At 68.7% G+C, this 26,032-nt stretch carries 24 protein-coding genes and 1 tRNA gene; 13 read left to right on the forward strand and 12 right to left on the reverse strand.

Features of this window, described 5'->3' with window-relative positions; genetic code table 11:
* Positions 1–147 precede the first annotated feature (147 nt).
* Complete coding sequence (locus PV766_RS14330) at positions 148–1,440, forward strand: lipase family protein (RefSeq protein WP_084421788.1); 1,293 nt, start codon at positions 148–150, stop codon at positions 1,438–1,440.
* Positions 1,441–1,512: 72 nt separating this feature from the next.
* On the opposite strand, the gene PV766_RS14335 is transcribed toward PV766_RS14330, so the two are convergent.
* Together PV766_RS14335 and PV766_RS14340 are read right to left on the reverse strand one after the other, a co-directional pair.
* Complete coding sequence (locus PV766_RS14335; protein WP_421097254.1) at positions 1,513–3,468, reverse strand: acyl-CoA dehydrogenase family protein; 1,956 nt, start codon at positions 3,466–3,468, stop codon at positions 1,513–1,515.
* A gap of 371 nt (positions 3,469–3,839) precedes the next feature.
* Positions 3,840–4,292 (reverse strand): hypothetical protein, encoded by a 453-nt coding sequence (locus tag PV766_RS14340; protein WP_084421790.1) that lies wholly within the window; start codon positions 4,290–4,292, stop codon positions 3,840–3,842.
* A gap of 102 nt (positions 4,293–4,394) precedes the next feature.
* Between PV766_RS14340 and PV766_RS14345 the strand changes: the two genes are divergently transcribed.
* Positions 4,395–4,922, forward strand: a complete 528-nt coding sequence (locus PV766_RS14345; RefSeq protein ID WP_016931501.1) for a peptidylprolyl isomerase — start codon at positions 4,395–4,397, stop codon at positions 4,920–4,922.
* Positions 4,923–4,932: 10 nt separating this feature from the next.
* Positions 4,933–5,859: a rhomboid family intramembrane serine protease gene (locus PV766_RS14350; RefSeq protein WP_421097255.1), complete on the forward strand. Its 927-nt coding sequence runs from the start codon at positions 4,933–4,935 to the stop codon at positions 5,857–5,859.
* Here the strand turns inward: PV766_RS14350 and PV766_RS14355 are convergent.
* Together PV766_RS14355 and crgA are read right to left on the reverse strand one after the other, a co-directional pair.
* Positions 5,844–6,302, reverse strand: coding sequence for a PH domain-containing protein (locus PV766_RS14355; RefSeq protein WP_371053427.1), 459 nt, complete (start codon positions 6,300–6,302; stop codon positions 5,844–5,846). The two genes, PV766_RS14350 and PV766_RS14355, sit on opposite strands and share 16 nt — an antisense overlap.
* Before the next feature lie 104 nt (positions 6,303–6,406).
* Entirely contained in the window at positions 6,407–6,670 is a 264-nt protein-coding gene (crgA, locus tag PV766_RS14360) for a cell division protein CrgA (protein ID WP_421097256.1), read from the reverse strand.
* A 103-nt stretch (positions 6,671–6,773) separates the two neighbouring features.
* Here crgA and PV766_RS14365 point away from each other — a divergent pair, with 103 nt between their 5' ends.
* On the forward strand, positions 6,774–7,499 hold the full coding sequence (locus PV766_RS14365) for a DUF881 domain-containing protein (RefSeq protein WP_255161942.1): 726 nt from the start codon (positions 6,774–6,776) through the stop codon (positions 7,497–7,499).
* Between the two features lie 75 nt (positions 7,500–7,574).
* Positions 7,575–8,237, forward strand: coding sequence for an aminodeoxychorismate/anthranilate synthase component II (locus tag PV766_RS14370; RefSeq protein ID WP_255161944.1), 663 nt, complete (start codon positions 7,575–7,577; stop codon positions 8,235–8,237).
* Between the two features lie 69 nt (positions 8,238–8,306).
* Here PV766_RS14370 and pknB read toward each other — a convergent pair whose 3' ends face one another.
* From pknB to PV766_RS14405, 7 genes are all read right to left on the reverse strand, one after another.
* Positions 8,307–10,211 (reverse strand): Stk1 family PASTA domain-containing Ser/Thr kinase, encoded by a 1,905-nt coding sequence (gene pknB, locus PV766_RS14375; protein WP_421097257.1) that lies wholly within the window; start codon positions 10,209–10,211, stop codon positions 8,307–8,309.
* Positions 10,208–11,782 (reverse strand): serine/threonine-protein kinase, encoded by a 1,575-nt coding sequence (locus tag PV766_RS14380; protein ID WP_421097258.1) that lies wholly within the window; start codon positions 11,780–11,782, stop codon positions 10,208–10,210. Before PV766_RS14380 ends, pknB begins: the two co-directional genes overlap by 4 nt.
* Before the next feature lies 1 nt (position 11,783).
* The gene (locus PV766_RS14385) at positions 11,784–13,268 is read right to left on the reverse strand and encodes a peptidoglycan D,D-transpeptidase FtsI family protein (RefSeq protein WP_421097259.1); all 1,485 of its coding nucleotides are present in this window, start codon (positions 13,266–13,268) and stop codon (positions 11,784–11,786) included.
* Positions 13,265–14,713: an FtsW/RodA/SpoVE family cell cycle protein gene (locus PV766_RS14390; RefSeq protein WP_026002729.1), complete on the reverse strand. Its 1,449-nt coding sequence runs from the start codon at positions 14,711–14,713 to the stop codon at positions 13,265–13,267. The genes PV766_RS14385 and PV766_RS14390 overlap by 4 nt, the downstream gene beginning before the upstream one ends.
* Positions 14,713–16,248: a protein phosphatase 2C domain-containing protein gene (locus PV766_RS14395; RefSeq protein WP_421097260.1), complete on the reverse strand. Its 1,536-nt coding sequence runs from the start codon at positions 16,246–16,248 to the stop codon at positions 14,713–14,715. The genes PV766_RS14390 and PV766_RS14395 overlap by 1 nt, the downstream gene beginning before the upstream one ends.
* Positions 16,245–16,706, reverse strand: a complete 462-nt coding sequence (locus PV766_RS14400) for an FHA domain-containing protein FhaB/FipA (RefSeq protein WP_006550946.1) — start codon at positions 16,704–16,706, stop codon at positions 16,245–16,247. The genes PV766_RS14395 and PV766_RS14400 overlap by 4 nt, the downstream gene beginning before the upstream one ends.
* A gap of 157 nt (positions 16,707–16,863) precedes the next feature.
* A complete protein-coding gene (locus PV766_RS14405; protein WP_255161953.1) occupies positions 16,864–18,180 on the reverse strand; it encodes a DUF3662 and FHA domain-containing protein in 1,317 nt (438 codons plus the stop codon).
* Positions 18,181–18,382: 202 nt separating this feature from the next.
* Here PV766_RS14405 and PV766_RS14410 point away from each other — a divergent pair.
* Positions 18,383–18,465, forward strand: a tRNA-Leu gene (locus PV766_RS14410).
* A 310-nt stretch (positions 18,466–18,775) separates the two neighbouring features.
* Here the strand turns inward: PV766_RS14410 and PV766_RS14415 are convergent.
* Complete coding sequence (locus tag PV766_RS14415) at positions 18,776–19,411, reverse strand: pentapeptide repeat-containing protein (RefSeq protein ID WP_371053425.1); 636 nt, start codon at positions 19,409–19,411, stop codon at positions 18,776–18,778.
* Positions 19,412–19,954: 543 nt separating this feature from the next.
* Between PV766_RS14415 and PV766_RS14420 the strand changes: the two genes are divergently transcribed.
* From PV766_RS14420 to PV766_RS14450, 7 genes are all read left to right on the forward strand, one after another.
* Complete coding sequence (locus PV766_RS14420) at positions 19,955–20,596, forward strand: dihydrofolate reductase family protein (protein WP_421097261.1); 642 nt, start codon at positions 19,955–19,957, stop codon at positions 20,594–20,596.
* Positions 20,597–20,641: 45 nt separating this feature from the next.
* Positions 20,642–20,848, forward strand: coding sequence for a hypothetical protein (locus tag PV766_RS14425; protein ID WP_006553307.1), 207 nt, complete (start codon positions 20,642–20,644; stop codon positions 20,846–20,848).
* Between the two features lie 257 nt (positions 20,849–21,105).
* Positions 21,106–21,462, forward strand: coding sequence for a metal-sensitive transcriptional regulator (locus PV766_RS14430; protein ID WP_064064481.1), 357 nt, complete (start codon positions 21,106–21,108; stop codon positions 21,460–21,462).
* A gap of 40 nt (positions 21,463–21,502) precedes the next feature.
* Positions 21,503–21,709 carry a heavy-metal-associated domain-containing protein gene (locus PV766_RS14435; protein WP_421097262.1) on the forward strand — a complete coding sequence of 69 codons (207 nt, stop codon included), beginning with the start codon at positions 21,503–21,505 and terminating at the stop codon, positions 21,707–21,709.
* Positions 21,706–22,668, forward strand: coding sequence for a hypothetical protein (locus PV766_RS14440; RefSeq protein ID WP_421097263.1), 963 nt, complete (start codon positions 21,706–21,708; stop codon positions 22,666–22,668). Before PV766_RS14435 ends, PV766_RS14440 begins: the two co-directional genes overlap by 4 nt.
* Positions 22,669–22,694: 26 nt before the next feature.
* Positions 22,695–24,977: a heavy metal translocating P-type ATPase gene (locus tag PV766_RS14445; protein WP_129975025.1), complete on the forward strand. Its 2,283-nt coding sequence runs from the start codon at positions 22,695–22,697 to the stop codon at positions 24,975–24,977.
* Between the two features lie 46 nt (positions 24,978–25,023).
* A complete protein-coding gene (locus tag PV766_RS14450) occupies positions 25,024–26,022 on the forward strand; it encodes an MDR family oxidoreductase (RefSeq protein ID WP_129975023.1) in 999 nt (332 codons plus the stop codon).
* The last annotated feature ends 10 nt before the right edge of the window (positions 26,023–26,032 follow it).

Consider the following 26,032-nt stretch of genomic DNA (forward strand, 5'->3'; position numbering starts at 1 on the left):
CGGACAAATACACCGCTTCGGGCGCGAAGAACGATTGTGGCAGACCGGCCGGAAAGTGCCGACCCTACTGGCGGGTAGGTGCGTGTTACAGTCCGTACCACCGTGACGAGGGACACACAGTGCCGGTGTGTCCAGTGGGAGGAACACATGGTGGGGCGTGCTCGGACATGGATGACCGCGGCGGTGACGACGATCGTCCTCGCGGGTGGGCTTCTCGGAACCGCGACGACCGCGGGAGCCGAGACGGATTTCTACCTTCCCCCCGACCTGTCGCCGGCGGGCGCTCCCGGCGACGTCCTGCGCGCAGCACCGTCCGATCTGGCGCTGCGCGTGCCGGTCGCCGACGGCGTCTTCCCCGGTCAGGGCACCACGCTCCTGTATCGCAGCAACGATGCGAAGGGTGCACCCAACGCGGTGAGCGGCACCTACATCGAGCCGTCGACCCCGTGGAACGGTCCCGGCGACCGTCCGCTCGTCGCGCTGGCCGTCGGCACCCACGGTCAGGGCGACCAGTGTGCGCCGTCGAGAAATCTCGGGGCGCTCGTCAACTACAACCCACCGCTCGACTTCTTCACCGAGTACGAGGTGCTGTCGATCAACGCGTTGCTGTTGCGGGGCATCGCCGTGGTCGTCACCGACTACGACGGTCTCGGTACGCCGGGGCACCACACCTACGTCAACCGGGCCGCAGAGGCGCACGCGGTCCTAGACTCGGTGCGTGCGGCGCTGAAACTCGAGAACGCCTCGGTGACCGAGAACAGCCCGGTCGGCCTGTTCGGCTACTCGCAGGGGGGCGGCGCATCGGGCGCGGCGGCCGAGCTCGCTCCCGAGTACGCCCCCGAACTGAACCTCGCCGGTGCCTACGTGGGTGCTCCGCCTGCCGATCTCGTGGCCACACTGAAGCAGATCGACGGCACGCTGCTCACCGGTGCGATCGGTTACACGATCAACGGTCTGGGCGAGGCGTACCCGGAACTGCGCGACGAGATCGACGCCGAGATCGGGGATCGTGGCCGGCAGATGCTCGCGGCCGTGGCGAACCAGTGCGTCCCGGAGACGGTGGCGAACTTCGCGTTCCAGCGCACCGGCGACTACACGCGTACGGGCGAGCCCCTCGACATCGTGCTCGGTCGCCTCCCCGAGGTCCGGAAGATCCTCGAGGAACAGCGCATCGGCAAGCGCACCCCGGCCGTGCCCGTCCTGCTGCAGCACGGTACGCAGGACGACACCGTTCCCTACGGTCAGGGCCGGGAGCTGGCGCTGGACTGGTGCGGCAAGGGCGCGACGGTGCAGTTCCTGCCCAACACGACGCCGCCCGTCCTTCCCGGCTTCGTCATCAACCACGCGGTGCCGATGATCGCCGGGCTGCCCGAATCCGTCGCGTACATCGAGGCGCGACTGCGTGGTGAGCCCGCACCGTCCAACTGCGGAACCTTCTGACGCTCCGGCCGATTCACGACCCATCCGGCCCGTACTCCCTCCCGGGGTGCGGGCCGGATCCGTACGAGGGGTCTACACCGAGTGACGGGTGTCGATGATCCGGCGCGCGACGTTCGTCTCCGACGACGGACCCGGTTCCCAGCGGGCGATCCACGGGCCGGTGCCCTCGCTCGGATCGAGCACACCGCGCTCGAGCCACTCGTATCTGCCCTCGAGAACGCCCACCGCGGTGTGCCGGTCCTCGGAATCGGTGTTCGTCCACAGGGCGTCGAACAATCTGTCCACCCGCAGCCGCGACTGCCGGCAGAAGGTATCGGCCAGCTCGAAGGCCGCGTCGGCTCCGGGATGCCCGTCGACGCGTTGCCGTTCGGCGCGTACACACACGGCGGTCGCGGCGAACAACTCGGCTCCGATGTCGACGATCCGTCCGAGGAAGTTCTCCCGCTTCTCGAGTCCGGCCTGCCAGCGGGCCATCCCGTAGAAGGTCGAGCGGGCCAGCTTGCGCGAGCTGCGTTCGATGTATCGAAGATGTGCTGCGAGGGAACCGAATTCGCTGTAGGTCCGCGGTAGCTGTCCCTTGCCGGCGACCAGCTTCGGCAGCCACCGGGCGTAGAACCCGCTCGCCCGTACCGCGGCCTGGGCCTTGGCCTTACCCGTCGAGTCGGGGTCGGCGAGTTCGCCGGCGGCGCGCAGATGAGCGTCGACCGCCTCGCGGGCGACGAGCAGACGCATGATCTCACTCGACCCTTCGAAGATGCGGTTGATCCGCAGGTCGCGGACGAGTTGTTCTGCGGGAACGGCTCGTTCACCGCGCGCCGCGAGCGACGCGGCGGTCTCGTAACCGCGGCCCCCGCGGATCTGCACGAGTTCGTCGGCGATGACACAGCCCATCTCGCTCGCCCACAGTTTCGCCAGTGCGGCCTCGATGCGGATGTCGTTGCGCTGCTCGTCGTTCATCTGTCCCGACAGTTCCACGACGGACTCGAGCGCGTAGGTGGTTGCGGCGATGAACGAGATCTTCGCGGCGACGGCCTCGTGCTCACCGACGGGTCTACCCCACTGGACCCGCGCCGACGACCATTCACGAGCGATCTTCAGCGCCCACTTCCCGCCGCCCGCGCACATCGCGGGAATGGCGAGCCGGCCGGCGTTGAGCGTCGTCAGCGCGATCTTCAGACCGTCTCCTTCGCGCCCGATGAGGTTCTCCTTCGGGACACGCACCGCGTGCAGCCGGGTCACGCCGTTCTCGATACCGCGCAACCCCATGAAGGCGTTGCGGCGTTCGACAGTGATGCCGGGGGAGTCCGCTTCGACGACGAATGCGGAAATCCCTCCGCGGTGCCCCTCGCTCTTCGGTACGCGTGCCATGACGACGAGCAGTTCCGCGACCACCCCGTTGGTGGTCCACAGCTTGACGCCCTCGAGTTCGTAGGCGTTCCCGTCCTCGATCGGGGTGGCGGTGGACGCGAGTCGGGCAGGGTCGGAACCGACGTCGGGCTCGGTGAGCAGAAAGGCCGAGATGGCGCCGCGCGCGCATCGCGGCAGGAAGCGTTGCTTCTGTTCGGGGGTGCCGGCGAGTTTCAGCGGTTCCGGCACCCCGATCGACTGATGCGCCGACAACAGTGCACCGATGGTGGGATGTACCCCGGCGACCACGGTGAGCGCCCGGTTGTAGGCGACCTGCGACAGGCCGAGGCCGCCGTATTCCGCGGGGATCTTCATGCCGAAGCAGCCGAGTCCGGCCAGGTCGCGCACGTACTCGTCGGGTACCCGCGAGTCGCGCTCGATGCGGGCGCCGTCCATCGAGCGGCACACCGCGCGGAGCCGGGTGAGGAACTCCTCGGTGCGGGCGTCCTCGTCGGGCGTCGGACGTGGGAAGGGATGGACGAGGTCGAGGGTGAGACGTCCGAGGAACAGTTCCTTCGCGAAGGACGGCTTGTTCCATTCGGTTTCGCGGGCCTGCTCGGCCACTTCTCGGGCCTGCCGCTCGGTGACCTGTGGGGTTCGGACATCGGCGCTGTCTGCCATGACTGCCTCCGGGTCGCGTGCCTACTGGTGAGTATGCACCCGGATGTGTCGCTTATCACAGCTTCCGGAAAGTCGATCATGAAGCCACGGGAGTGTGAACGAGATCACCGCCCGGGACAGGGTCCGGGACGTGCCGGGTCTTCCGGACACGCCTACGCTCGAACCGTCATCGACGACGCGCCCGCCCGTTACTCGCCGGTCCCACCACGGATCGGAACGGAGGTGGCCATGGAGTTCCTGGCCTTCGTCCCCGTCCTATTCGCTCTGCCGACGGTGTTCTACTTCGCGGCCCGTCTCATCGTCGACTACGAGATCCGTTTGGCGGAACGAGAATTCGGACAGGCGGACGAGGTCTCGGCGGGTCCCGGCGGTCAGTCGCCCGACGCGTCGGTGGTCCCCGGCGACTCCACCGTGCCGGTCGTCGCCTCCGGCGACTCCGCAGGCCGCACGCGCGGCGGTTCCGGAGCGATCGGAGGGTGGGCCGGCCTGCGTCGCCGGTAGAGCACGACCCCTCCGGCTGCAGCGACGGCCACCACGCCTGCGATGACGAGACCGGTCCGCCTACCCCTGCGCTCGCGTCTCGCGGCCGACTTCGTGGCGCACCGCGCGGCCGCGGCGTGTCGTGTTGCCGTGAGCAATCCGCCCGCGACGTCCAGACCCTTGCGGGCCGCGAACAGTCCGGCGGCACTCGAACCCTGCGCGAGCGCGACAGCACCCTCGCCGGCCACACGGAGAGCACCCGCAAGATCGCCGGATTCGTCGTGGCGCCGCACGAATGCCGGAAGCCACACGTTGTCGGTGTCGGCATGAATCAGCTTGCTCATGCGTCCACTCTTCCATACGGTCCCGGCCTTGTGGCCGTGACCGGAGAGCGTGTCCTGCGCGGCCTGTCCTGCCCGGGAGGCGGGCAATGGCACCATGGGGGAGTGACTTCACCGCATCAGACAGCAACGGCCACGCTCCACACCAACCGCGGCGACATCGTGATTGCCCTCTTCGGCAACCACGCTCCCAAGACGGTCGAGAACTTCGTCGGCCTCGCCGAGGGCACCAAGGAGTACAAGACCCAGAACGCCAAGGGCGAGACCAGCGGCCCGTTCTACGACGGCGCGGTCTTCCACCGCGTCATCGACGGCTTCATGATCCAGGGCGGCGACCCCACCGGCACCGGCCGCGGCGGCCCGGGCTACCAGTTCGCCGACGAATTCCACCCCGAGCTGCAGTTCGACCGTGGCTACCTGCTCGCGATGGCGAACGCCGGCCCGGGCACCAACGGCTCGCAGTTCTTCATCACCGTCGGCCCGACCCCGCATCTCAACCGCCGCCACACCATCTTCGGTGAGGTCGTCGATGCCGACTCGAAGAAGGTCGTCGACGCGATCGCCACCACCGCCACCGACCGCGCGGACCGCCCGGTCGACGACGTCGTGATCAACAGCATCACCATCGCCTGAGAGAGTTCCCATGACGAACCCCGGCTGGGGCTCCGTGCCCGAGGGTGGTGGCCCGCAGCCCCAGCCGCGGTGCGTTCGCCACCCCGACCGTCCCACCCTTCTCGCCTGTTCCCGGTGCGGCCGGCCCTCGTGCCCCGAGTGCCTGCGCGACGCGTCTGTCGGACAGCACTGCGTGGACTGCGTCGCCGCAGCCGAACGGTCGGTGCCGCGGGCCCGCACGATCGCCGGCGCGCCCGTCCGTTCGGATCGGCCGTCGCCGATCGTGACGTACGTGCTCATCGCCCTGAACGTGCTCGTCTTCGGCATCACCGCCGCGCAGTCGGCGAGCGTGCTGAACAACGAGCAGGGTTCTGCGCTGTTCCTCGACTGGGCGCTGTGGCCGCCCCTCATCGCCGCGCAGGACGAGTACATCCGGATCCTCGGCAGCGGTTTCCTGCACTTCGGTCCGATGCATCTGGCCGTCAACATGTTCGCTCTGTGGGTGATCGGCCGCGACACCGAACTCGTGCTCGGACGCGTCCGCTACCTCTCGGTCTATCTTGTGTCGATCCTCGGCGGATCCGCCGCGGTGCTGTTCATGGAGACCGGTGCGGTCACGGCCGGTGCGTCGGGAGCGGTCTTCGGTCTGCTCGGGGCACAGGCCGTCATCCTGCTGCGTCTGCGCCGGAGCCCGGCACCCGTGCTCACCATCGTGGGCCTCAACGTGATCATCAGCATCACGATCCCGGGTATCTCGCTGTGGGGTCACCTGGGAGGTCTCGTGGCCGGTGCCGCCGCGACCGCGGCCCTGTTGTACGCCCCGCAGCATCTCGGCGCCGGCAACGACCGGGAACGCATCGTGCGCACCGGATGGATCGCGCTGGTCGCCGTCGTCGTGGTGACGCTGGTCGCGATCGTGCTCGCCGTGCTGCGGCTACGCGCTCAGTTGGGCGTCTGATCGGGCGCCAGATCGCGCACCGCGAGGGCCGCGTGCACGGTCCTCGGGTCGGTGCCCAGATCCCACCGGCCGAAGATCATCAGGCTCTCGGTGCCGGTCGCGGGGTCGACCGTGTCGATCTCGAGCATCGGCACGCGCCGCCCGAACCGCGGGTATTCGACGATCCGCACGCGGTGCAGGGCCCCGCGCGGGAACTCGCGACGACCGGTCAGCCGCATCGTCGCGATACCCGCCCCTCCCGGTAGCACCTCGAGACGCGGACGCTGTCGCAGTGCGAGCGCGACCGTCACGAGGACGAGCATCGCCGCGAAACCCACCAGCACGCGACCGGCCGCGTCGGGAACCGCGACTACCGCCGTGACGGCGAGGGCGATACCGGCGGCCGACAGGGCCGCGATCGCGGCGGGCGGGGTCGACCATCGCAACGGTGTGTCGTCGGGCATGCGCGTCCTCTTCAGCGTCCTCGTGCGGGGCCGATCATGGGGTTGTGCACAGTGTTATCCCCAGGTGGGGATGAATAACATCGGTGTAACCCGTGCGGGTGGAGTCAGCGCCATCTCATCGTCATGATCAGGCCGACGACCATGAACCCGAAGCCGATCAGGAAGTTCCAGGCTCCGAGATCGTTCATCCAGGCGATCTGCTCGGCCGCGAGGTAGTACACGACCAGCCACAACAGTCCGGTGACCATCAGGCCGAGCATCACCGTCACGTACAACGCGCTCGACGGCCCGGCCTTGACCTTCACCGGTGTGCGGCTCACGGTCCGGGTCGCGGAGACGTCCTTCTTGCGAACCTTCGACTTGGGCATGATGTCCTCGTTCTCACGACTCCATCCGTCGCATACGGATGGAGTGGTCGGTCGGCTACCTGTCGAGATCACGCTAACGTAAGGCCAGGATCGGAGGTACGACGTGTCGGAACGACGACTGCGCGCACCCGTGTGGGGTGTCGCGACCCTCGTCGTCTGCCTCGTGGCCGGTCTGCTCGTGGGCACCACCCGCGGAGTGTCCGACGGCGACGAACTGCGCGCCGGCGACTCCCCGCGACTGTCCGATCTGGTCCGCGCCGCGCAGGAGAAGGCCGACGAACTGGCCGCCACACGCGACGATCTCGCCGCCCGCATCGACGAACTCCAGAACCGCACCGCCGTGACGGACGAGGACGTCGCCGCGGTACTCGACGACCTGTCGGCGATCGAGGACCCGGCCGGGCTCGTGGCCCGGCGAGGCCCGGGCGTGACCGTGACCCTCACCGACGCACCCCGCGACGCGAACGGGCGGTATCCGTCCGGTGCGTCGCCCGACGATCTCGTCGTGCACCAGCAGGACGTGCAGAGCGTGCTCAACGCGATGTGGGCCGGCGGTGCCGAGGCCGTGGCCATGCAGGACCAGCGGATCGTCGCGACGTCCGCGCCTCGCTGTATCGGCAACACGTTGCTGTTGCACGGACGTACCTATTCGCCGCCCTATGTCGTCACCGCACTGGGCGACCCGGCGCGGCTGCAGGCCGCCCTCGACGCCGAACCCGGTATCCGCATCTACAAGCAGTACGCGGCTCGCTATCAACTCGGTTACGGGCAGCAGGTGTCGAACGACCTGTCGGTTCCCGCCTACACCGGCGGTTCGTCCGCGCGCTGAGCGGTGCACGGGCGGGTCGCCCGATTCGGATACCGGGCGGGTCGCCCGATACGGACCACTGAGTACCCTCGTCTCATGCGCATTCTCGTCGTCGACAACTACGACAGCTTCGTCTTCAACCTGGTCCAGTATCTGGGTCAGCTCGGAACGACAGCCGACGTGTGGCGCAACGACGACGCGCAGCTCACCGCACCGGGTGCTCTCACGCGGGTCGCGAGCGGGTACGACGGCATCCTGCTCAGCCCCGGCCCGGGCACCCCCGAACGGGCCGGGGTGAGCATCGACCTGGTCAGGGCATGCGCCGACACCGGCACTCCGCTGCTCGGTGTGTGCCTCGGTCACCAGTCCATCGGCGTCGCGTTCGGCGCGACCGTCGACCGCGCTCCCGAACTGCTGCACGGCAAGACCAGCCTGGTCCGCCACACCGGTGCGGGTGTGCTCGCGGGCCTGCCGAACCCGTTCACCGCGACCCGCTACCACTCGTTGACCGTGCTGCCCGAGACGATGCCCGCCGAACTGGAGCCGACCGGTCATACGGAGACCGGGATCGTCATGGCCCTGCGTCACGCCGAGCTGCCGATCCACGGTGTGCAGTTCCATCCGGAGTCGGTGCTCACGCAGGGCGGTCACCGGATGCTCGCGAACTGGCTCACGGTCTGCGGTGAAGCCCCCGACGAGGCGCTCGTCGCCCGGCTCGAGGCGCAGATGGCCCGCGCCCTCGACGGCGGAGCCGCCTGAGCATCCCCGTTCGACGAGAAAGGCGCCGGTCCCTTCGAGGACCGGCGCCTTTCGTGGTTCACGAGCCGCTCAGCGGATACCGAGCACACCGACTCCCACGGTGATGGGCTGGTTCTTCGAGATCTCCGAACCCGGTGGCTGGGCCTGCGTGATCACCGTGCCGACGAGATCGACGTCGAGCGTCGCCTCCCGTGTCTGCTGGAGCTGGGAGGCGTTGCCCGTCCAGCCGGCGCTGCGCAGGGCGGTCAGCGCGTCGGAAACCGAGCGGTTGGTGATGACGGGCATCTCGATGCGGTCGCCGTTGGACACCCGCACGGTCACCGTCGAGCCCTGTTCGGTGGAGGCGCCACCGGCGGGGCTCGTCGACACGACGGTGCCCTCGGTCTCGCTGGAGTCGATCTGCTCGACGACCACCGTGAAGCCGGCACCTTCGATGTTGTCGCTCGCCACCTCGACGGTCTGGCCCACCACATTGGGGACACGCACCAGTTCGGGGCCGGATCCCAGGGTGACGGTGATCGGGCTGTCGCGGTCGACACTCGCGCCTGCGCTGGGGCTCTGGTCGACGACGAGATCCTCGTCGGCGGCGGCCGACGGAGCGCGGCCGACATTCGGGTCGAGCCGCAGACCGACGGCGGACAGCTCCTGGGCTGCGCGTTCCTGCGTCATCCCTTCGAGCCGCGGAATCTGCACCTGCTCGGGCCCGCTCGACACCTCGAGCGTCACGGTCGAGCCTTCCTCGGCCTGGCTCCCGGGCACGGGACGGGTGTTGATGACGTTGCCCTTCGCGACCACCGGATCGCTCTTCTGCTGGATCGAGACCCGGAAACCGGCGTTCTGCAGCCGGCTCTCGGCGACCTCGGCGGGGACGTTGCGGACGTCGGGAACCGCGACCTGGGCGGCCGTCGAACCGGGTCCGAGCGACCAGAGGAAGACACCGACCACGCCGACGACCGCCACCGCGGCGATCCCGAGCAGCACCTTCTTGAGAACCGAACCACCCCCGGAATCGTCGGCGGGTGCTCCGGCCGCACCGGCGGGCGCGACGCGGTTGTACCGGCCGGGGTTGTTGTCGGCGGAGTCGAGCAGCGTGGTGCGGTCCTCGTCGGTCATCACCATCGGCGCGCTCGGACGCTGTCCGCTCAGCACGCGGATCAGGTCGCTGCGCATCTCCGCGGCCGACTGGTAGCGGTTCGCGGGGTTCTTCGCCATCGCTTTGAGGATCACCGAGTCGAGCTCGGGCGGCACGGACGAATTCACCGACGACGGCAGTGGCGGATCCTCCCGCACGTGCTGGTAGGCCACCGCGACGGGCGAGTCGCCCTTGAACGGGGGTTCGCCGGTGAGGATCTCGAACAGGACGCAGCCCACCGAGTAGACGTCCGACCGGGCGTCGACCTGCTCACCGCGTGCCTGTTCGGGCGAGAGGTACTGCGCGGTGCCGATCACCGCGGCCGTCTGTGTCATCGGACTCGCGGCGTCGGAGATGGCACGGGCGATGCCGAAGTCCATGACCTTCACCGCCCCGGCCTTGTTGATCATGACGTTGGCCGGCTTCACGTCGCGGTGCACGATCATGTTGCGGTGGCTGAAGTCCAGGGCCGCGCACACGTCGGCGATGACCTCCATCGCCCGCTTGGGGGTCATCGGTCCGTCGGCGCGCACGAGGTCGCGCAGCGTGTCGCCCTCGACGTACTCCATGACGATGTAGGGCAGCGGTCCGGCCTCGGTCTCGGCCTCACCGGTGTCGTAGACGGCGACGATCGCCGGATGGTTCAGTGCAGCAGCGTTCTGCGCCTCGCGTCGGAAACGCAGGTAGAACGTAGGGTCGCGTGCAAGATCGGCACGCAACACCTTGATGGCCACATCCCGGCCGAGCCGCAGATCCCGCGCGAGATGCACCTCGGACATACCGCCGAAGCCGAGGATCTCACCCAGCTCGTAGCGGGAGGAGAGCTTGCGGGGTGTGGTCATGACGTTCCTTGGGTGTTCGTACCGTTGCTGGTTGCGGATGAATTGTCGTCCCCTCCACCTGCGGCCTCGGGGTCGGTCTCGCTGCCGCCGCCACCCTCCGTGCCGCCCGTGCCGCCGTTGCCGCCACCCGTGGCCTCCGTGGGGGTGGTCGTCGTCGCGGTGGTCGTCGGCTCCGCCGTGGTGGTGGGCTGTGTGGTCGTGGGTGGCACGGTCGTCGGCTCCACCGTGGTCGTCGGCGGCACCGTCGTGGTCGGCGTCGGGGTGGGGACGAAGGTCTCCGTCTCGACGGGCGGTGGCAACGGCACGAACGTCGTCGTGGTGGTCTGCGGCGGCCGGGTCGTCGTGGTGGTGGTCGCGCGGGTCGTGGTGAGCTGTGTCGTCGGCGACGGGGCGCGTGCGGGTTCTTCGTCGTCGCCGCCGAACAGCACGATGCCCAGGGTCACGAGGGCGAGCACGACGGCCGCACCCGCGGCCCAGGCCAGCGCGGTGGGGCTCGGCATACGCCGACCGCGGTCGTCGGCGGGCATACCCGAGGTCGGCGGACCCATCACCGGCGGGCGTCCGGCGGTGGGCGGTTGCGCGGAGCGCGGCACCGACGAGTACGCGGTCTGGTCGTACTGCTGGGTCGGATGCAGTGCACGGGTCGCGGAGGTCGGGGCCGTGGTCCCGGGAACGCCGGGCGGAAGAACCCGGTTGGCGCTGGTCACGGGCGGCACGTTGCCGGGCGGCGGCACGGGCCGGCCCGAGCGCACCGCGGCGACGGCGTTCGCGAATTCGCCACCGTTCGCGTAGCGGTAGGCGGGGTCCTTCGACATCGCGATCTCGATGAGTTCGCGCACCTCGGCCGGAAGATCCGTCGGCAGGGGTGCCGGGGTCTCCTGGACGTGCTTCATCGCGACCGTCACGACGCTGTCGCCGAGGAACGGACGCCGGCCCGACAGCACCTCGTAGCCGACGACGCCCAGCGAGTAGACGTCGCTCGCGGACGTGGCCTCCTGGCCCAATGCCTGCTCGGGCGCGATGTACTGCGCGGTGCCCATCACCATGCCGGTGCGGGTGACCGGGGAGGCATCGACCGCCTTCGCGATACCGAAGTCGGTGATCTTCACCTGGCCCGTCGGGGTGATGAGGATGTTGCCCGGCTTGACGTCGCGGTGGACCACGCCGGCGTTGTGTGCCGCCTGCAGCGCGCGTCCGGTCTGCTCCAGCATGTCGAGCGCATGCGGCAGCGACAGGCGTCCCAGCCGGGACAGGACGGCGTTGAGCGGCTCGCCGTGCACCAGCTCCATCACCAGATAGGCGATGGACTGGCCTTCGGCGTCGGTGGTCTCGCCGTAGTCGAACACCCCGGCGATACCGGGATGGTTGAGCTGTGCGGTGGTGCGCGCCTCGAACCGGAACCGGGCGAGGAAGTCCTCGTCGCCCGACAACTCGGCCTTGAGGACCTTCACCGCGACCCGCCGGTCGAGCCGGGTGTCGAGTCCTTCCCACACCTGACCCATTCCGCCGGTCGCGATGAGCCGCTGGAGACGGTAACGGTCGGCGATCATGGCGCCGCTGCTCAGAGCCATGTCAGCCTCCCTGTAATCCGGCCGAGATGACGGCCCGGCCGATCGGGGCGGCCACCGAGCCGCCGGTCGCGGCGAGAGCTCGGTCGCCGCCGTCCTCCACGAGCACCGCCACGGCGATGCGGGGTTGTTGTGCGGGTGCGAACGCGATGTACCAGGTGTGCGGCGGGGTGTTCCGCGGATCGTTGCCGTGCTCCGCGGTGCCCGTCTTCGACGCGATCCGCACACCCTGGATCGCACCGCCGCCACCGGCGTTGTTCTCGGCGCCGATCATCAGGTCGGTGAGGGTCGCGGAGACCTCCGGCGAGATGGCCTGACCGAGCGACTCGGGTTTGGTCTCCGCGAGTACCGACAGATCGGGGCCTTGGCGCCGGTCGACGAGATACGGCTTCATGCGGACACCACCGTTGGCGATCGTCGCGGCGATCGACGCGTTCTGCAGCGGAGTGAGCGCCACGTCGCGCTGACCGATGCTCGACTGGCCGAGCGCCGCGCCGTCCGGGATGGGGCCGACGGTGCTCGGCGCGACGGGCAACGGGATGTCGAGGGTCTCCCCGATGCCGAGCTTCTCCGCCTGGCCGACGAGGGCCTCGCGTCCGTCGTCGATACCCATCTCGACGAAGGCCGTGTTGCACGACCGCGCGAACGCCTCCCGCAACGTCACCGTCGGTGCGCCACCGCACGCCGCCCCGCCGTAGTTCTCGAGGGTGGTCGCGGTGTCGGGCAGGGTGATCTGCGGTGCCGCGGTGAACTGCGTGTCGGGGGTGACCCCGTTCTCGAGCGCGGCCGCGGTCACCACGACCTTGAACGTCGAGCCCGGAGGATAGGTCTGGGAGATCGCGCGGTTGAGCATCGGCTTGTCGGGATCGGCGTTCAGCTCGTCCCAGGCCTGGGAGGTCGCGGCGCCGTCGTGCCCCGACAGGCGGTTGGGGTCGTAGCTCGGGGTGCTCATCATCGCGAGGATCCTGCCGGTGCTCGGCTCGATCGCGACCACCGAACCCGTGTAACCCTTCGCGGTCAGCTCGTCGTAGGCCACCTGCTGCACCACCGGGTCGATCGTCGACACGACGTTGCCGCCGCGCGGGTTGCGACCCGACACCAGGTCGAACAGGCGACGGCCGAACAGCAGGCTGTCGGAACCGTTGAGCAGCGAGTCCTCGGACCGCTCGAGTCCGGTGCTGCCGTACTGCATCGAGTAGAAGCCCGTCACGGGCGCGTAGGCCAGCGGACTCATCGGCTGGGTCGGCGGTGCCGGGTATTCGCGCAGGTACTTGTAGCGGCTGTCGGTGGGCACCGACACCGCGAGAGCCTGCCCGGCCGCGGCGATCTGTCCGCGCTGACGGGAGTACTCGTCGATCAGCACACGCGAGTTGCGCGGATCGGTGCGGAGATCGTCGGCCTTGATGACCTGCACGTAGGTGGCGTTTGCGAGCAACGCGACGACCATGAACATCACGGCCATCGCGACCTTGCGGAGCGGACCGTTCATTCGCGCCCCATCATTTCGGTCCGGGCCTCGGCGATGGGCGTGGGTGCCTTCTTGCGGGGGATCGCGGGTTGGCGGGCAGCGTGCGAGATCTTCATCAGCAGAGCCAGGAGCAGATAGTTTGCGAGCAGAGACGAGCCACCGTAGGACACGAACGGTGTGGTCAGACCGGTCAGGGGAATCAACTTCGTGACCCCGCCGACCACCACGAACAGCTGGACGGCGAGGGTGAACGACAGGCCGGCGGCGAGCAGCTTGCCGAAGCTGTCGCGCACCGCCAGCGCCGTACGCATGCCGCGGACGACGAGGATCAGGAACAGCAGCAGGATGGCGGCGAGACCGATCAGGCCCAGCTCCTCACCGATCGCCGCGACGACGAAGTCGGTCTTCGCGAACGGCACCTGCCCCGGCCGTCCGCTGCCCAGGCCGGTGCCGGCGACTCCGCCGGTTGCGAGACCGAACAGGGACTGGGAGATCTGGTAGCCGGTGTTGTTGTAGTCGGCGAGCGGATCGAGCCACGTCTCCACACGCACCCGCACGTGGCCGAACATCTGGTACGCCGCGTAGAAGCCGACGGCGAGCAGCGAGAACCCGATGATCAGCCAGCCGACGCGTTCGGTCGCGATGTAGAGCATCACCAGCACGGTGGTGAACAGCAGCAACGACGTGCCGAGATCCTTCTCGAAGACCATCACGCCGATCGAGATGATCCAGGCCGCCAGGATCGGGCCGAGATCGCGGGCCCGGGGGAAATCCATGCCGAGGAAGTGCTTGCCCGCCGTGGTGAACAGATCGCGTTTCGCCACGAGGACCGACGCGAAGAAGATGATCAGCAGGATCTTCGCGAACTCACCGGGCTGGATGCTGAAACCGGGCAGCCGGATCCAGATCTTCGCGCCGTTGACCTCGGAGAAGCGGCTCGGCAGCAGGGCCGGGATCGCGAGTGCCACCAGGCCGACGAGGCCGAGCGTGTAGCTGAAGCGCGCGAGCAGCCGGTAGTCGTGCAGGAACACGAGGACGACGATGAACAATCCGATACCGAGCGCCGTCCACAGCACCTGCTGCGTCGCATCGGGCGACGGTGGCGGCAGACCCATGTAGCGGGCGTTCTCCTGATCGGACAGATCGAGCCGGTGGATGAGCACGAGCCCGAGACCGTTGAGCAGCGCGACGATCGGCAGCAGCAGGGGATCGGCGTACTTCGCGAAGCGCCGGACCGCGAGGTGCGCGGCGAGGAACAGCGCCGCGAACGTCACCCCGTACTTGAGCAGGTCGAGGGTGAGCGCCTGCTCCATCGAGACCTCGACGAGCATCAGCGACACCGTCGTCACACCGATGGCCGCGACGATCAGGGCCAGTTCGGTGTTGCGCCGGGTCGACTGGACCGGAGCCGGGGCGAAACCTCCCGGAGGACTCGGGAAGGCCCCCACACCATGGGACACCGACATCAGGCGCCCACCCTGCAGTTCTGACCGGGGATCTGGGGCGCGGGTTCGGGAGCCGGTTCCGTGTTCGGAGCGGGTTCGCCGGGGGCCGGCTCCCCGGGGGGCGGCGCACCGGGTTGCGACGCCGGTGCGGGCTCACCCGGTTGCGGTGTGGGCTCGCCGGGCGCCGGAGGCTGCACCGCAGGTGTCTCGGTGGGCGGAGTGCCGTTCGGTCCGGGCGCCGGCGTCGGCTCTCCCGGGCCCGGAGCGGGCCCGCCGGGGGTGGGTGCGGGTTCCTCCGGAGTGCACACCGGCAGCAGATCCAGCTCCGCGAGCCGCTGCATCTGCTCGCGGGTGTCGTCGAGCGAACCCGACGGAAGGCCGGCACGGACCTGCTCGCGAGCGGCGGGCCACAGGTCGTCGACGAGCATCACCCGGCACGACGCGCTGTTCGGATCGACGAGCGTGAGGTCGCCCTCGTCGGTGATGCACCCGACGCGCGCCGCCTCCTGCAGCGAGTAGCCGAAGACGTCGCCGGGGATACCGCGCAGCACGGTCACGCGACCGTCGTCGGCGCCGACGTAGTAGTTGTTGCGGATCAACTGCCGGCCGACGAACAGACCGCCGACCAGCACCGCGATCACCACGACGGCGGCGACCGGCCACCACAGGCGACTGCGCTTCTTCTTCGGCGCCGGCTCCGGGGCCTTGTTGATGACCCGCTTGGGGGTGGCGCGCGGTGGCCGCATCGCGGCGGCCCGACCGGCCGCGGTGTTCGGCGGGGGAGTGTCCTCGTCGTCCGCCGATGCGGCACCGGCGACGATGGGATGCGACTGGCCGTAGTCGAGATCGATGACGTCGGCGACGACGACGGTGACGTTGTCGGGGCCGCCGCTGCGCAGTGCCAGCTCGATGAGCCGGTCGGCGCACTCGTCGTGCGTGCCCTGCCGCATGGTGTCGGCGATCGTCTCGTCGCTGACGACGTCGGACAGGCCGTCGGAGCACACGAGGTAGCGGTCGCCGGCGCGGGCCTCGCGCACGGTGAGGGTGGGTTCGACCTCGCTGCCGGTCAGCGCCCGCATGATCAACGACCGCTGCGGGTGCGTGTGCGCCTGCTCCGGGGTGATGCGCCCCTCGTCGACCAGCGACTGCACGAAGGTGTCGTCGCGGGTGATCTGGGTGAGCTGGTCGTCGCGCAGCAGATAGGCGCGGGAATCGCCGATGTGGGCGAGTCCGAGCTTGCTGCCTGCGAACAGGATGGCCGTGAGCGTCGTGCCCATGCCGTCGAGTTCGGGCTCTTCTTCCACCTGATCGGCGATCGAGGCATTGCCTTCGCGGACGGCCGCGGCGAGCTTGCCGAGGAGGTCGCCGCCGGGCTCGTCGTCGTCGAGATGGGCGAGCGCCGCGATCATCAGCTGTGAGGCGACCTCACCTGCTGCGTGACCACCCATGCCGTCGGCGAGGGCGAGCAGGCGGGCGCCGGCGTAGACGGAGTCCTCGTTGTTGGAGCGCACGAGGCCGCGGTCGCTGCGGGCGGCATAACGGAGTACGAGGGTCACGGGCGGAGCTCGATCACGGTCTTGCCCACCCGAACCGGGGTTCCGAGTGGGACACGGACGGCGGTGGTGACCTTCGCGCGGTCGAGATACGTGCCGTTCGTCGACCCCAGGTCTTCGACGTACCAGTCGGAACCTCGGGGCGACAACCGTGCGTGGCGCGTGGATGCGTAGTCGTCGGTCAGCACGAGTGTGGAGTCGTCGGCACGGCCGATGAGAACCGGTTGGGTGCCGAGCGTGATCCTGGTGCCTGCCAGCGCGCCTTGCGTGACCACCAGGTACTTGGCGGTCTTGTTACGGCTCAGCGTCGGCAGCACCGACTGCTTGGGGGAGTAGCGCGGGAGCGGGCGTGCGGCACCGGCATAGATGTCGGACCGGAGCGTGCGCAACACCGCCCATACGAACAACCACAGCAGGAGGAGGAATCCCGCTCGGGTCAGCTGCAGAATCAGCCCCTGCACGGTGCATCCTCCTTCGGGGTAGTAGACCGGTCGTGGTCTTCCGGGTCGTGCGGTCACTCACAATACGGACACCGGACGACTCCATGCAGCGTCCGACGCGCTGCGACACGCGTCGGACGGTATGAAGGGGTCCGGTGGGTCTTTCGATACCGGCTGATCAGAGGATGCGCACGAGGATCTCGGAGTGCCCGGCGCGAATCACGTCACCATCGGCGAGCTGCCAGTCCTGAACGGACGCGCCGTTGACCGTCGTGCCGTTCGTCGAGCCGAGATCGGAGAGCATCGCGACCTGGCCGTCCCAGCGGATGTCGATGTGGCGACGCGAGACACCGGTATCGGGGAGGCGGAACTGTGCGTCCTGGCCGCGGCCGATGATGTTGCTGCCCTCGCGGAGCTGGTAATAGCGGCCGCTGCCGTCCTCGAGCTGGAGGGTCGCGGTCAGCACACGACCGGCCGCCGGCGACTGGTAGCCGCCCTGCTGGTAGCCCTGGTCGTAGCCGGGTGCCGCAGCGGCGTAACCCTGGTCGTAGCCCTGCTGCGCGCCGTACTGCTGGTCGTAGCCCGGCTGTGCGTAGTTCTGCTGACCGTAGGCCTGCTGGTCGTAGCCGCCCTGCTGGTAGCCCTGATCCTGGTAACCCTGGTCGTAACCGGGCTGCGCGTAACCCTGCTGGTCGTAGCCGGCCTGCTGGCCGTACGCCTGCTGGTCGTAGCCGCCCTGCTGCGGGTAGTCGCGGCCGTAGTCCTGGCTGTACGCCTGGGGCTGGGCATCCTGGGCTCCGTAGGCCTGCTGGTCGTAGCCGGCCTGCTGGTAGTCCTGCTCGCTGTAGGCCTGCCCGTACGCCTGCTGGTCGTATCCACCCTGCTGGTCGTAGCCGCCCTGGCCCTGGTCGTAACCGGCGTTCCCGTAGCCCTGGTTGTAGCGCTGCTCCTGGCCGACGTGCGCGTGACCGTTGCGTGCGTACTGCGGTTCCGCCTCGGCGGGGTCACGGCTGGGGTCGTAGCCGGGGTTCTGCGTCATGGGGCCAGCTCCTGGTTCAGAGGTCGCGGGTGGGCGGTTCTGTGGGTTCCGTGGTGACGGAGCACGCGTCGCTGAGCGCCCCGCATCGGGATCTACCGAGCCGCGAGTCCGGAACTGCCCGGTGTGCAGTGCCGACGACGACTCGAAGACGACTTGGATCTCACCGTATGTCTGCCATCCCTGTTCTCGGATGAAGTCCTCAAGGTGACGGGAGAACGCCTTCACAGTCAAGTCCCGATCCGCTGCGAGGGCATTGTGATCGGTTTCGCTGATCGTGATGACGTAATGATTCGGCGCCAGCATATGACCCCGATCGAGCTGTCGGACGCCGTCCGTTGCCTCCTGCTGCAGCGCCGCCTCGACTTCCTGGGGCACGACGCCGCCGCCGAACACGCGGGCGAAAGCGTCGCCGATCGCGGCCTGTAGTTTGCGCTCGAAGCGCTGGGCGATGCCCATGGCGACCCCCTTTCCGTACTCAGCGTGTCGCAATGCAGATCTCGTCACTGCATGGTATCCACTTTTCCCCGGATTCGACCCTGAGGCATGCGGCACGTCTCCGACGGATATCGTCAGCGATCGAGTCGGCGGGGCTCACAGCCGTCTGACCAGGCGAATAGTTGTTTCGCTCCGGTGTGTGTTACTGTTTTCGGCGTTGCTCGGGCGAGTGGCGGAATGGCAGACGCGCTGGCTTCAGGTGCCAGTGTCCTTCGGGACGTGGGGGTTCAAGTCCCCCTTCGCCCACAGTGTGCAGTTCCACGAACTGCGACGGACGAGGCCACGAACTCTTCGGAGATCGTGGCCTCGTTTTCGTTTGCCCGGTCCTGATACCGATGTCCTTCCTGCCCGCGTTGTACTGGGGGCGGTGACGACCCTGTGACCCACACGGCAGCTTGCTCCGAGTACGGGGCGGAGCGACCCGCCGCCGTTGTGGCTGCCGAAACGGATCGTGGACACCGGTACATCCGAGCCCACCACATGCCGGTGTGCCGCCGCATCGGGTTCCCCTGAGCGGGAGGGAGGGCGCGAGTCGCCGCGCCCTCCCTGCACTCGGTCAGTCGTCGAGCCGACTCCGCGGTACCGGTATGCCCGTGGGTACTCGGGTGCGTCGATTGCCGTGCGCGGCGGCGAGTTGCGGTCCCGTGAGATACAGGGCGAGGGAGAGATCGGCGTCCTCCACTCGCGCACCGCGCAGGTCCGCGCCGAGCAGGTCCGCCCCCGCGAGGTCGCATCCTCGGAGATCGGCGCCGATGAGCAGTGCGTTCCGCAGGTCGGCGCCGCACAACCGGTGGCCCCGCAGATCGGTTCCGGCGAGGTCGGCGCCCGGGACGAGATCGGGATCGATTCCCTCGTCGTCCGCGAAGTACGAACCCCGCACCTCCGCACTGACCTCCATGAGGACCGGCCGAACGGATGCACGTATCTCGCCGATCTCGAGGGACTCGAGTTCGTCCACGCCCCTGCGAGTCAGGACGGCAAGGGATTCGACGAGCTCCCGCGCGTCGTCCGCGAGCTCCGGATCGTAGGTGCGCTGCTGGGCCTCGAGCAGGTGCCACATCATCTCGTGCAGCTCTTTCACCACGGCGAACGCCGAGAACATCCGGTAGCGGGTGTCGGGTCGGTCCCGCCGACTCACGCCGGCGAACAACCGCTGGGAGACGGCTTGTCCCGCACCGAAACAGTCGAACACCGTACATCCGCGGAAACCACGGGACGGCAGCGTCTCATGGATGGTGCACGCGAAGCGCGCGTCGAGATGCCGGCACGGCGAACCGGCGGGCTTGTCCTCGGCGAAGTCCGACGACCGTGTGAATCCGAAAGCCGTGCAACACAATGCGAAGCAACGGCTGCAGTCGCCCCGGAGGTCGGATCGATGAACGGCCGGTAATGGGGACGAGTGAAGTGATGGGGTGGACATGTGAACTCCGAAAGTCGATTCCGATGCATGAAGGACTGCACGATGGGATCGGGGAACCCTGGCGCGGGTTCCCTCTCGGGGCACACGGAATCACCGCCGCCTGCAGGCGCGGTTCACGGATGGCGCGGGACATCTGTCTCACGGATACACGGTGCTGATCACTGGATACGAAAATACCAGTCGGCACGTGCAGTGTCGCCGGGCCGTTCGGCTGTCGCCGAATCCCTTCGTGATCCGAGCACGATCCGATGAGTTCGCGCGGCTCACGAGGTCTTCCTCTTCGTACCGGTGCGATCGGGATGCGAGGAGAAGAGAGTGGGCCAGTTGCTGCGAGTACAGAACTTCACCGTGTCGAGCGACGGGATCGGCGCGGGGAAGGACCAGAGTGTCGAGAGTCCCTTCGGCCTGGATCCGAGCCCGATGTTCGAGTGGGCCGGAGCCACGGCGAGTTGGAACCTGCGCACCGAGCCCGGTGGGAGCCGCGGACTCGACGACTACTTCATCCGGGATTTCTCCTGCAACATCGGTGCGGAGATCATGGGGCGCAACAAATTCGGCCCCCAGCGGGGTCCCTGGAAGGACCACGAGTGGCAGGGCTGGTGGGGCGATGAGCCGCCGTTCCACACCCCGGTGTTCGTGCTGACCCATCACGAACGTCCGTCCTTCACCCTCTCCGACACCACCTTCCACTTCGTGAACGGTGAGCCGGCCGCGGTGCTCGATCAGGCCCGCGCCGCCGCGCAGGGCAAGGACGTCCGCCTCGGGGGTGGCGTCTCCACCATCCGGCAGTTCCTCGACGCCGATCTGGTCGACACCATGCACGTGGTGGTGTCGCCGGTGCGGTACGGCGCCGGCCTGAAGCTCTGGGACTCCCCGGACGAACTACGGGATCGTTTCCACCTCGAGGTCGTGCCCAGCACGAGCGGGGTGATGCATCACCTGTTCTGGAGGAAGTGAACACCCGGGGGCGGCGCATAATGGGGGTGTGGCTAGGAGGTCGTCATGCGTGCTCTGAGTGGCCTACTGGATGTCGTGCTCGGACTTCTCACCGCCCTGCTCGGCACCGTCCTGGGGATCGTCGCCGCGGTGGTGATGCTCCTGGGTGCGGTGTTGTGCGTGACGATCCTGCTGATTCCGCTGGGCATCCCCGTCATCCGGCTCTCCCGCCGGTTGTTCACCCTCGCCGGGAAGATGATGCACGTGCCGTGACGTCCCGCGACGTATCGACGACGAGGCGCTCGACCACCTCGTGAGGCGTTCGGGCGTGTCGTCCGCAGGCCTGGGAAACCCTTTTCGGATCGGCCCCGCATTCCCCGGAATGCGGGGCCGACGTGTGTATCCCTGGCGATTCCATGTGCCTCTACCTGCGCAGATGCTCTGTCCGTCGTCGTGGTTGTCGTAGATACCCTAGGGGGGTATGGTATCCGGCAGGACGACCGCCGAGCGCACCGACAAGGACGATTCCGATGCCGAACACCACCAGTGAAACCGGGAAGCCCGATACTGCCGATGTCGTCGCGCCCGACGACACGCATCAGCACAGCTACATCGCCAACAACACCAAGGCCGACTACCTCAAGCGACTGCGTCGCATCGAGGGGCAGGCCCGCGGTCTGCAGCGGATGGTCGAGGAAGAGAAGTACTGCATCGACATCCTCACGCAGATCGCGGCGATGAAGAAGGCTCTCGAGGCCGTCGCGCTCGGCCTGCTCGACGAACACATGGCCCACTGCGTGGCCGGTGCCGTGCGCGCCGGTGGCGACGAAGCCGACCTCAAGCTGAAGGAAGCCGGCGACGCCATCGCGCGACTCGTCCGTTCCTGACCGTCCCCACCCGTTCGCGACCCATCACCGAGGAGTACCCATGAGTGAGACCAGCACGTACACCGTCACCGGCATGACCTGCGGGCACTGCGTCGCGTCGGTCACCGAAGAGGTCCAGGAGATCCCCGGCGTCGAGAACGTCGAGGTCGACCTGGCCACCGGTGCCGTCACCGTCACGAGCGCCGAGTCCCTCGACGATGCCGCCGTCGCGGCCGCCGTCGAGGAGGCCGGTTACAGCCTCACATGAACACCCCGGCCAAGCTCGCCGGCTTCGTCGCCGCCGTAGCCGCGGTCTTCGGCATCGCGCTGCTCGTCGGCGCGACCGTCGGCCCGGTGGAGGAGCAGACCGAGAATCCTGCCGCGAGCGCCCACGACGCCGGTCACGGTGACGACACCGCCACCGGCGACGTCGCGGAAACACCTGCTGTGGAAGAAATCCCGGGAGGACTGATGACGTATCGGAACGGTTATGCCCTCGCACTCGCCGAGACGAACCTCGAGTCGGGCGAGGGCAGGAACCTGACATTCGCGATCAACGGTCCCGACGGCGCGCCGGTGACCGACTTCGACGTCACCCACGACGAAGAGCTGCACCTGATCGCCGTGCGCCGCGACTTCACCGGTTTCCAGCACGTCCATCCCGTGCTCGACGAGAACACCGGAATCTGGTCCGTCGACGTCGACCTCACGCCCGGCACGTGGCGGGTCTTCACCGACTTCACACCCACCGGGGGAGAGGCGCTCACGCTGGGCACCGATCTCACGGTGGCGGGCGAATTCGTCCCTGCCGCACCCGAAGCCGACAACCGCACCGCGACCGTCGACGGCTACGAGGTCACCCTGGACGGCGATCTGTCGTCGGGTGGCGACGCGATGCTCACCCTCACCGTGAGCAAGGACGGACAGCCGGTCGCCGACCTGCAGCCCTATCTCGGTGCCTACGGACACCTGGTGGCGCTGCGCGGCGGCGACCTCGCCTACCTCCACGTCCACCCGGACGGAACACCCGGCGACGGCACCACACGTCCCGGCCCCGAGGTCGTCTTCCACACCTCCGTCCCGAGTGCCGGCACCTATCACCTCTATCTCGACTTCCAGCACGACGGAGTGGTCCGTACCGCCGCCTTCGCGCTCACCGCCGACGGCGCCGGAGCCACGCACGAGGAACCCTCCGCGCCGGTCGACCACAGCCATTCCGGCCGCTGACGGCCCATTTTTCCGAGGAGACACACATGACCACGCAGAGTCAGCCGGTCGCCGCCGAATCGATCGAACTCGCCATCACCGGCATGACCTGCGCATCCTGCGCCAATCGCATCGAACGCAAACTCAACAAGCTCGACGGCGTCACCGCGACCGTCAACTACGCCACCGAGAAGGCGAAGGTCACCTACCCCGACGACATGACCCCCGAGGATCTCGTCACGGTCGTCGAGCAGGCCGGCTACGGTGCCGCACTGCCGCCGCCGTCCGCGCAGGCGACCGGCCGGACCGGTGACGTGCCCGAATCCGATCCCGTTGCGCCGCTTCGTCACCGGCTCGTCGTTTCGGCGATCCTGACGGTGCCGGTGATCGCGATGGCGATGATCCCGGCCCTGCAGTTCACCAACTGGCAGTGGCTCTCGCTCACCCTCGCCGCACCGGTGGTGGTGTGGGGTGCCTGGCCCTTCCACCGGGCGGCGTGGATCAACCTGCGCCACGGCACGTCCACCATGGACACGCTCGTGTCGCTGGGAACCCTTGCCGCCCTGGGATGGTCGGTCTACGCCCTGTTCTGGGGAACGGCGGGTGAACCGGGGATGGTCCACCCCTTCGAGTTCACCATCGCGCGGGGCGACGGCAGCGGCAACATCTATCTCGAGGCCGCGGCCGGTGTCACGACGTTCATCCTCGCCGGGCGCTACTTCGAGCAACGGTCGAAGCGACGTGCCGGCGCCGCCCTGCATGCCCTGCTCGAACTCGGAGCCAAGGACGTCGCGGTCCTCGGACCGGACGGGACCACCGAGACCCGGATTCCGGTGGAGCAGTTGGCGGTCGGCGATCTGTTCGTCGTGCGTCCGGGCGAGAAGATCGCCACCGACGGTGTGATCGCACGGGGCACGTCGGCGGTCGACGCGTCGATGCTGACCGGTGAATCGGTTCCCGTCGAGGTCGGTGTGGGCGACAGTGTCGTCGGCGGAACGGTCGACGTCGGTGGACGACTGGTGGTGCGTGCGACCCGCGTCGGCTCCGACACCCAGCTCGCGCAGATGGCGAAGCTGGTGGAGGACGCCCAGAACGGCAAAGCCCAGGTGCAGCGCCTGGCCGACCGGATCTCCGGCATCTTCGTGCCGATCGTGCTGCTGATCGCCGCCGGCACCCTCGGTTTCTGGCTCGGCACCGGCAACGGACCCGCGGCGGCCTTCACCGCGGCGGTCGCCGTGCTGATCATCGCCTGCCCCTGCGCCCTCGGCCTGGCCACCCCGACCGCGTTGATGGTCGGTACCGGTCGCGGCGCTCAGCTCGGCATCCTCATCAAGGGCCCCGAGGTCCTCGAATCGACCCGCTCGGTCGACACCGTGGTCCTCGACAAGACCGGCACGGTCACCACCGGCCGGATGACCCTGCGCGAGGTCGTCGCCGACGACGGTGAGAACGCCGACGAGGTGCTGCGGTACGCCGGGGCACTCGAGTCGGCGTCGGAACACCCGATCGCACGTGCCGTCGGTGATGCGGCCGCGGACAGGTTCGGCGGTCTGCCCGAGGTCGAGGACTTCACGAACGTCGAGGGTCTCGGTGTCCAGGGAGTGCTCGTCGACGGCGACACGAGCCGCGCGGTGCTGGTGGGTCGTCCGACGCTGCTGGCCGACTGGTCGCAGCACCTCTCCGAGAAGCTGCAGCGGGCGTTCGAGCAGGCGCAGAAGTCCGGCGGCACGGCCATCGCCGTCGGCTGGGACGGGAAGGCCCGTGGCATCGTCGTCGTCGCGGACGCGGTCAAGCCGACCTCCGCGCAGGCAATCGCCGAACTGCGGAAACTCGGGCTGCGTCCGATCCTGCTCACCGGCGACAACGCCGCCGTCGCCCACACCGTGGCGGCCGAGGTCGGCATCGACGAGGCCGACGTGATCGCCGACGTGCTGCCCACCGACAAGGTCGACGTGGTCGAGCGACTGCAGCGCGAGGGCGCGGTGGTCGCGATGGTCGGCGACGGTGTCAACGACGCCGCGGCGCTCGCCCGGGCCGACCTGGGCCTGGCGATGGGCACCGGCACCGACGTCGCGATCGAGGCGAGCGACCTGACGTTGGTCCGCGGCGACCTGATGGTCGCGGTCGACGCCATCCGGTTGTCGCGCCGCACGTTGACGACGATCAAGGGAAACCTGTTCTGGGCGTTCGCGTACAACGTCGCGGCACTGCCGCTGGCGGCCGCGGGCCTGCTGAACCCGATGCTCGCCGGCGCGGCGATGGCGTTCTCGTCGGTCTTCGTGGTCTCCAACAGCCTGCGGTTGCGACGGTTCCGCGCCCACGCGGCCTGACCGCTTTCGGCTGCAGCGAGGAGGGCGGCCTGTCAGGATCGGATCCATGACACAGCCGTCCTCCTTCCGTGCCCTGGTCGTCGACGACACCGACGACGGCCAGGTGGCACAGTTCCGCGAACTGACCGATGCCGACCTTCCCGACCACGATGTTCTCGTCGAGGTCGAGTACTCGTCGCTGAACTACAAGGACGGTCTCGTGATCGCGGGGCCGCAGAAGATGGCGCGACGCACCCCGCTGGTCGCCGGAGCCGACCTGGCCGGCACCATCCTCGAGAGCGGCAATCCCGACTGGAAGCCCGGCGACCGCGTCGTCGTCAACGGATGGGGCCTGTCCGAGACCCAGTCGGGCGGGTACACCCGGCGCCAGCGGGTGAAGCCCGAATGGCTCGTGCGCATCCCCGACGCCTTCTCCACCCGCGACGCCATGGCCGTCGGCACCGCCGGATACACCTCCGCCCTGTGCCTCGACGCGCTCGAACGCTACGGCATCGCATCGGACGCGGAACTGCTCGTCACCGGCGCGGCAGGTGGCGTCGGGTCGATCGCCGTCGCGCTCGCCGCCACCGCCGGACACACGGTGGTCGCCGCGACCGGCCGTCCCGAGACCCACGACTTCCTGAGCGAACTCGGTGCGTCGTCGTTCGTCGACCGCGCCGAACTGCAGGGCAAGGGCCGGCCCCTCGGCAAGGAACGCTGGGATGCCGCCGTGGACGCGGTGGGTGGTTCGACGCTCGTGAACGTGCTGTCGCAGATCCGGTACGGCGGTGCGGTGGCCGCATGTGGTCTCACCGAATCGCCGTCGATGCCGGATGCGACGGTGCTGCCGCACATCCTGCGCGGCGTCGCGTTGCTGGGCGTCGACTCGGTGATGGCGCCGGCACAGCTCCGCCGGTCGGCATGGGAGCGCCTCGCCCGCGATCTCCCTGCGAGCATCCTGGATTCGCTGTCGCGCGTCGAACCGCTCTCGGACGTCCCGCGACTCGCCGAGGAGATCCTGGCGGGCAAGGTGCGTGGCCGGGTGGTCGTCGACGTCACCGCCTGACGTCCGGACG

The sequence above is a fragment of the Rhodococcus sp. As11 genome (assembly GCF_048957735.1).
Taxonomy (GTDB): Bacteria; Actinomycetota; Actinomycetes; order Mycobacteriales; family Mycobacteriaceae; genus Rhodococcus; species Rhodococcus gordoniae.

Coding starts and splice junctions, on each gene's coding strand:
- PV766_RS14330 (WP_084421788.1), top strand. CDS start 148: ATGGTGGGGCGTGCTCGGACATGGATGACCGCGGCGGTGACGACGATC.
- PV766_RS14335 (WP_421097254.1), bottom strand. CDS start 3,468: ATGGCAGACAGCGCCGATGTCCGAACCCCACAGGTCACCGAGCGGCAG.
- PV766_RS14340 (WP_084421790.1), bottom strand. CDS start 4,292: ATGAGCAAGCTGATTCATGCCGACACCGACAACGTGTGGCTTCCGGCA.
- PV766_RS14350 (WP_421097255.1), top strand. CDS start 4,933: ATGACGAACCCCGGCTGGGGCTCCGTGCCCGAGGGTGGTGGCCCGCAG.
- PV766_RS14355 (WP_371053427.1), bottom strand. CDS start 6,302: ATGCCCGACGACACACCGTTGCGATGGTCGACCCCGCCCGCCGCGATC.
- crgA (WP_421097256.1), bottom strand. CDS start 6,670: ATGCCCAAGTCGAAGGTTCGCAAGAAGGACGTCTCCGCGACCCGGACC.
- PV766_RS14370 (WP_255161944.1), top strand. CDS start 7,575: ATGCGCATTCTCGTCGTCGACAACTACGACAGCTTCGTCTTCAACCTG.
- pknB (WP_421097257.1), bottom strand. CDS start 10,211: ATGACCACACCCCGCAAGCTCTCCTCCCGCTACGAGCTGGGTGAGATC.
- PV766_RS14380 (WP_421097258.1), bottom strand. CDS start 11,782: ATGGCTCTGAGCAGCGGCGCCATGATCGCCGACCGTTACCGTCTCCAG.
- PV766_RS14385 (WP_421097259.1), bottom strand. CDS start 13,268: ATGAACGGTCCGCTCCGCAAGGTCGCGATGGCCGTGATGTTCATGGTC.
- PV766_RS14390 (WP_026002729.1), bottom strand. CDS start 14,713: ATGTCGGTGTCCCATGGTGTGGGGGCCTTCCCGAGTCCTCCGGGAGGT.
- PV766_RS14405 (WP_255161953.1), bottom strand. CDS start 18,180: ATGGGCATCGCCCAGCGCTTCGAGCGCAAACTACAGGCCGCGATCGGC.
- PV766_RS14425 (WP_006553307.1), top strand. CDS start 20,642: ATGCGTGCTCTGAGTGGCCTACTGGATGTCGTGCTCGGACTTCTCACC.
- PV766_RS14430 (WP_064064481.1), top strand. CDS start 21,106: ATGCCGAACACCACCAGTGAAACCGGGAAGCCCGATACTGCCGATGTC.
- PV766_RS14435 (WP_421097262.1), top strand. CDS start 21,503: ATGAGTGAGACCAGCACGTACACCGTCACCGGCATGACCTGCGGGCAC.
- PV766_RS14440 (WP_421097263.1), top strand. CDS start 21,706: ATGAACACCCCGGCCAAGCTCGCCGGCTTCGTCGCCGCCGTAGCCGCG.
- PV766_RS14445 (WP_129975025.1), top strand. CDS start 22,695: ATGACCACGCAGAGTCAGCCGGTCGCCGCCGAATCGATCGAACTCGCC.
- PV766_RS14450 (WP_129975023.1), top strand. CDS start 25,024: ATGACACAGCCGTCCTCCTTCCGTGCCCTGGTCGTCGACGACACCGAC.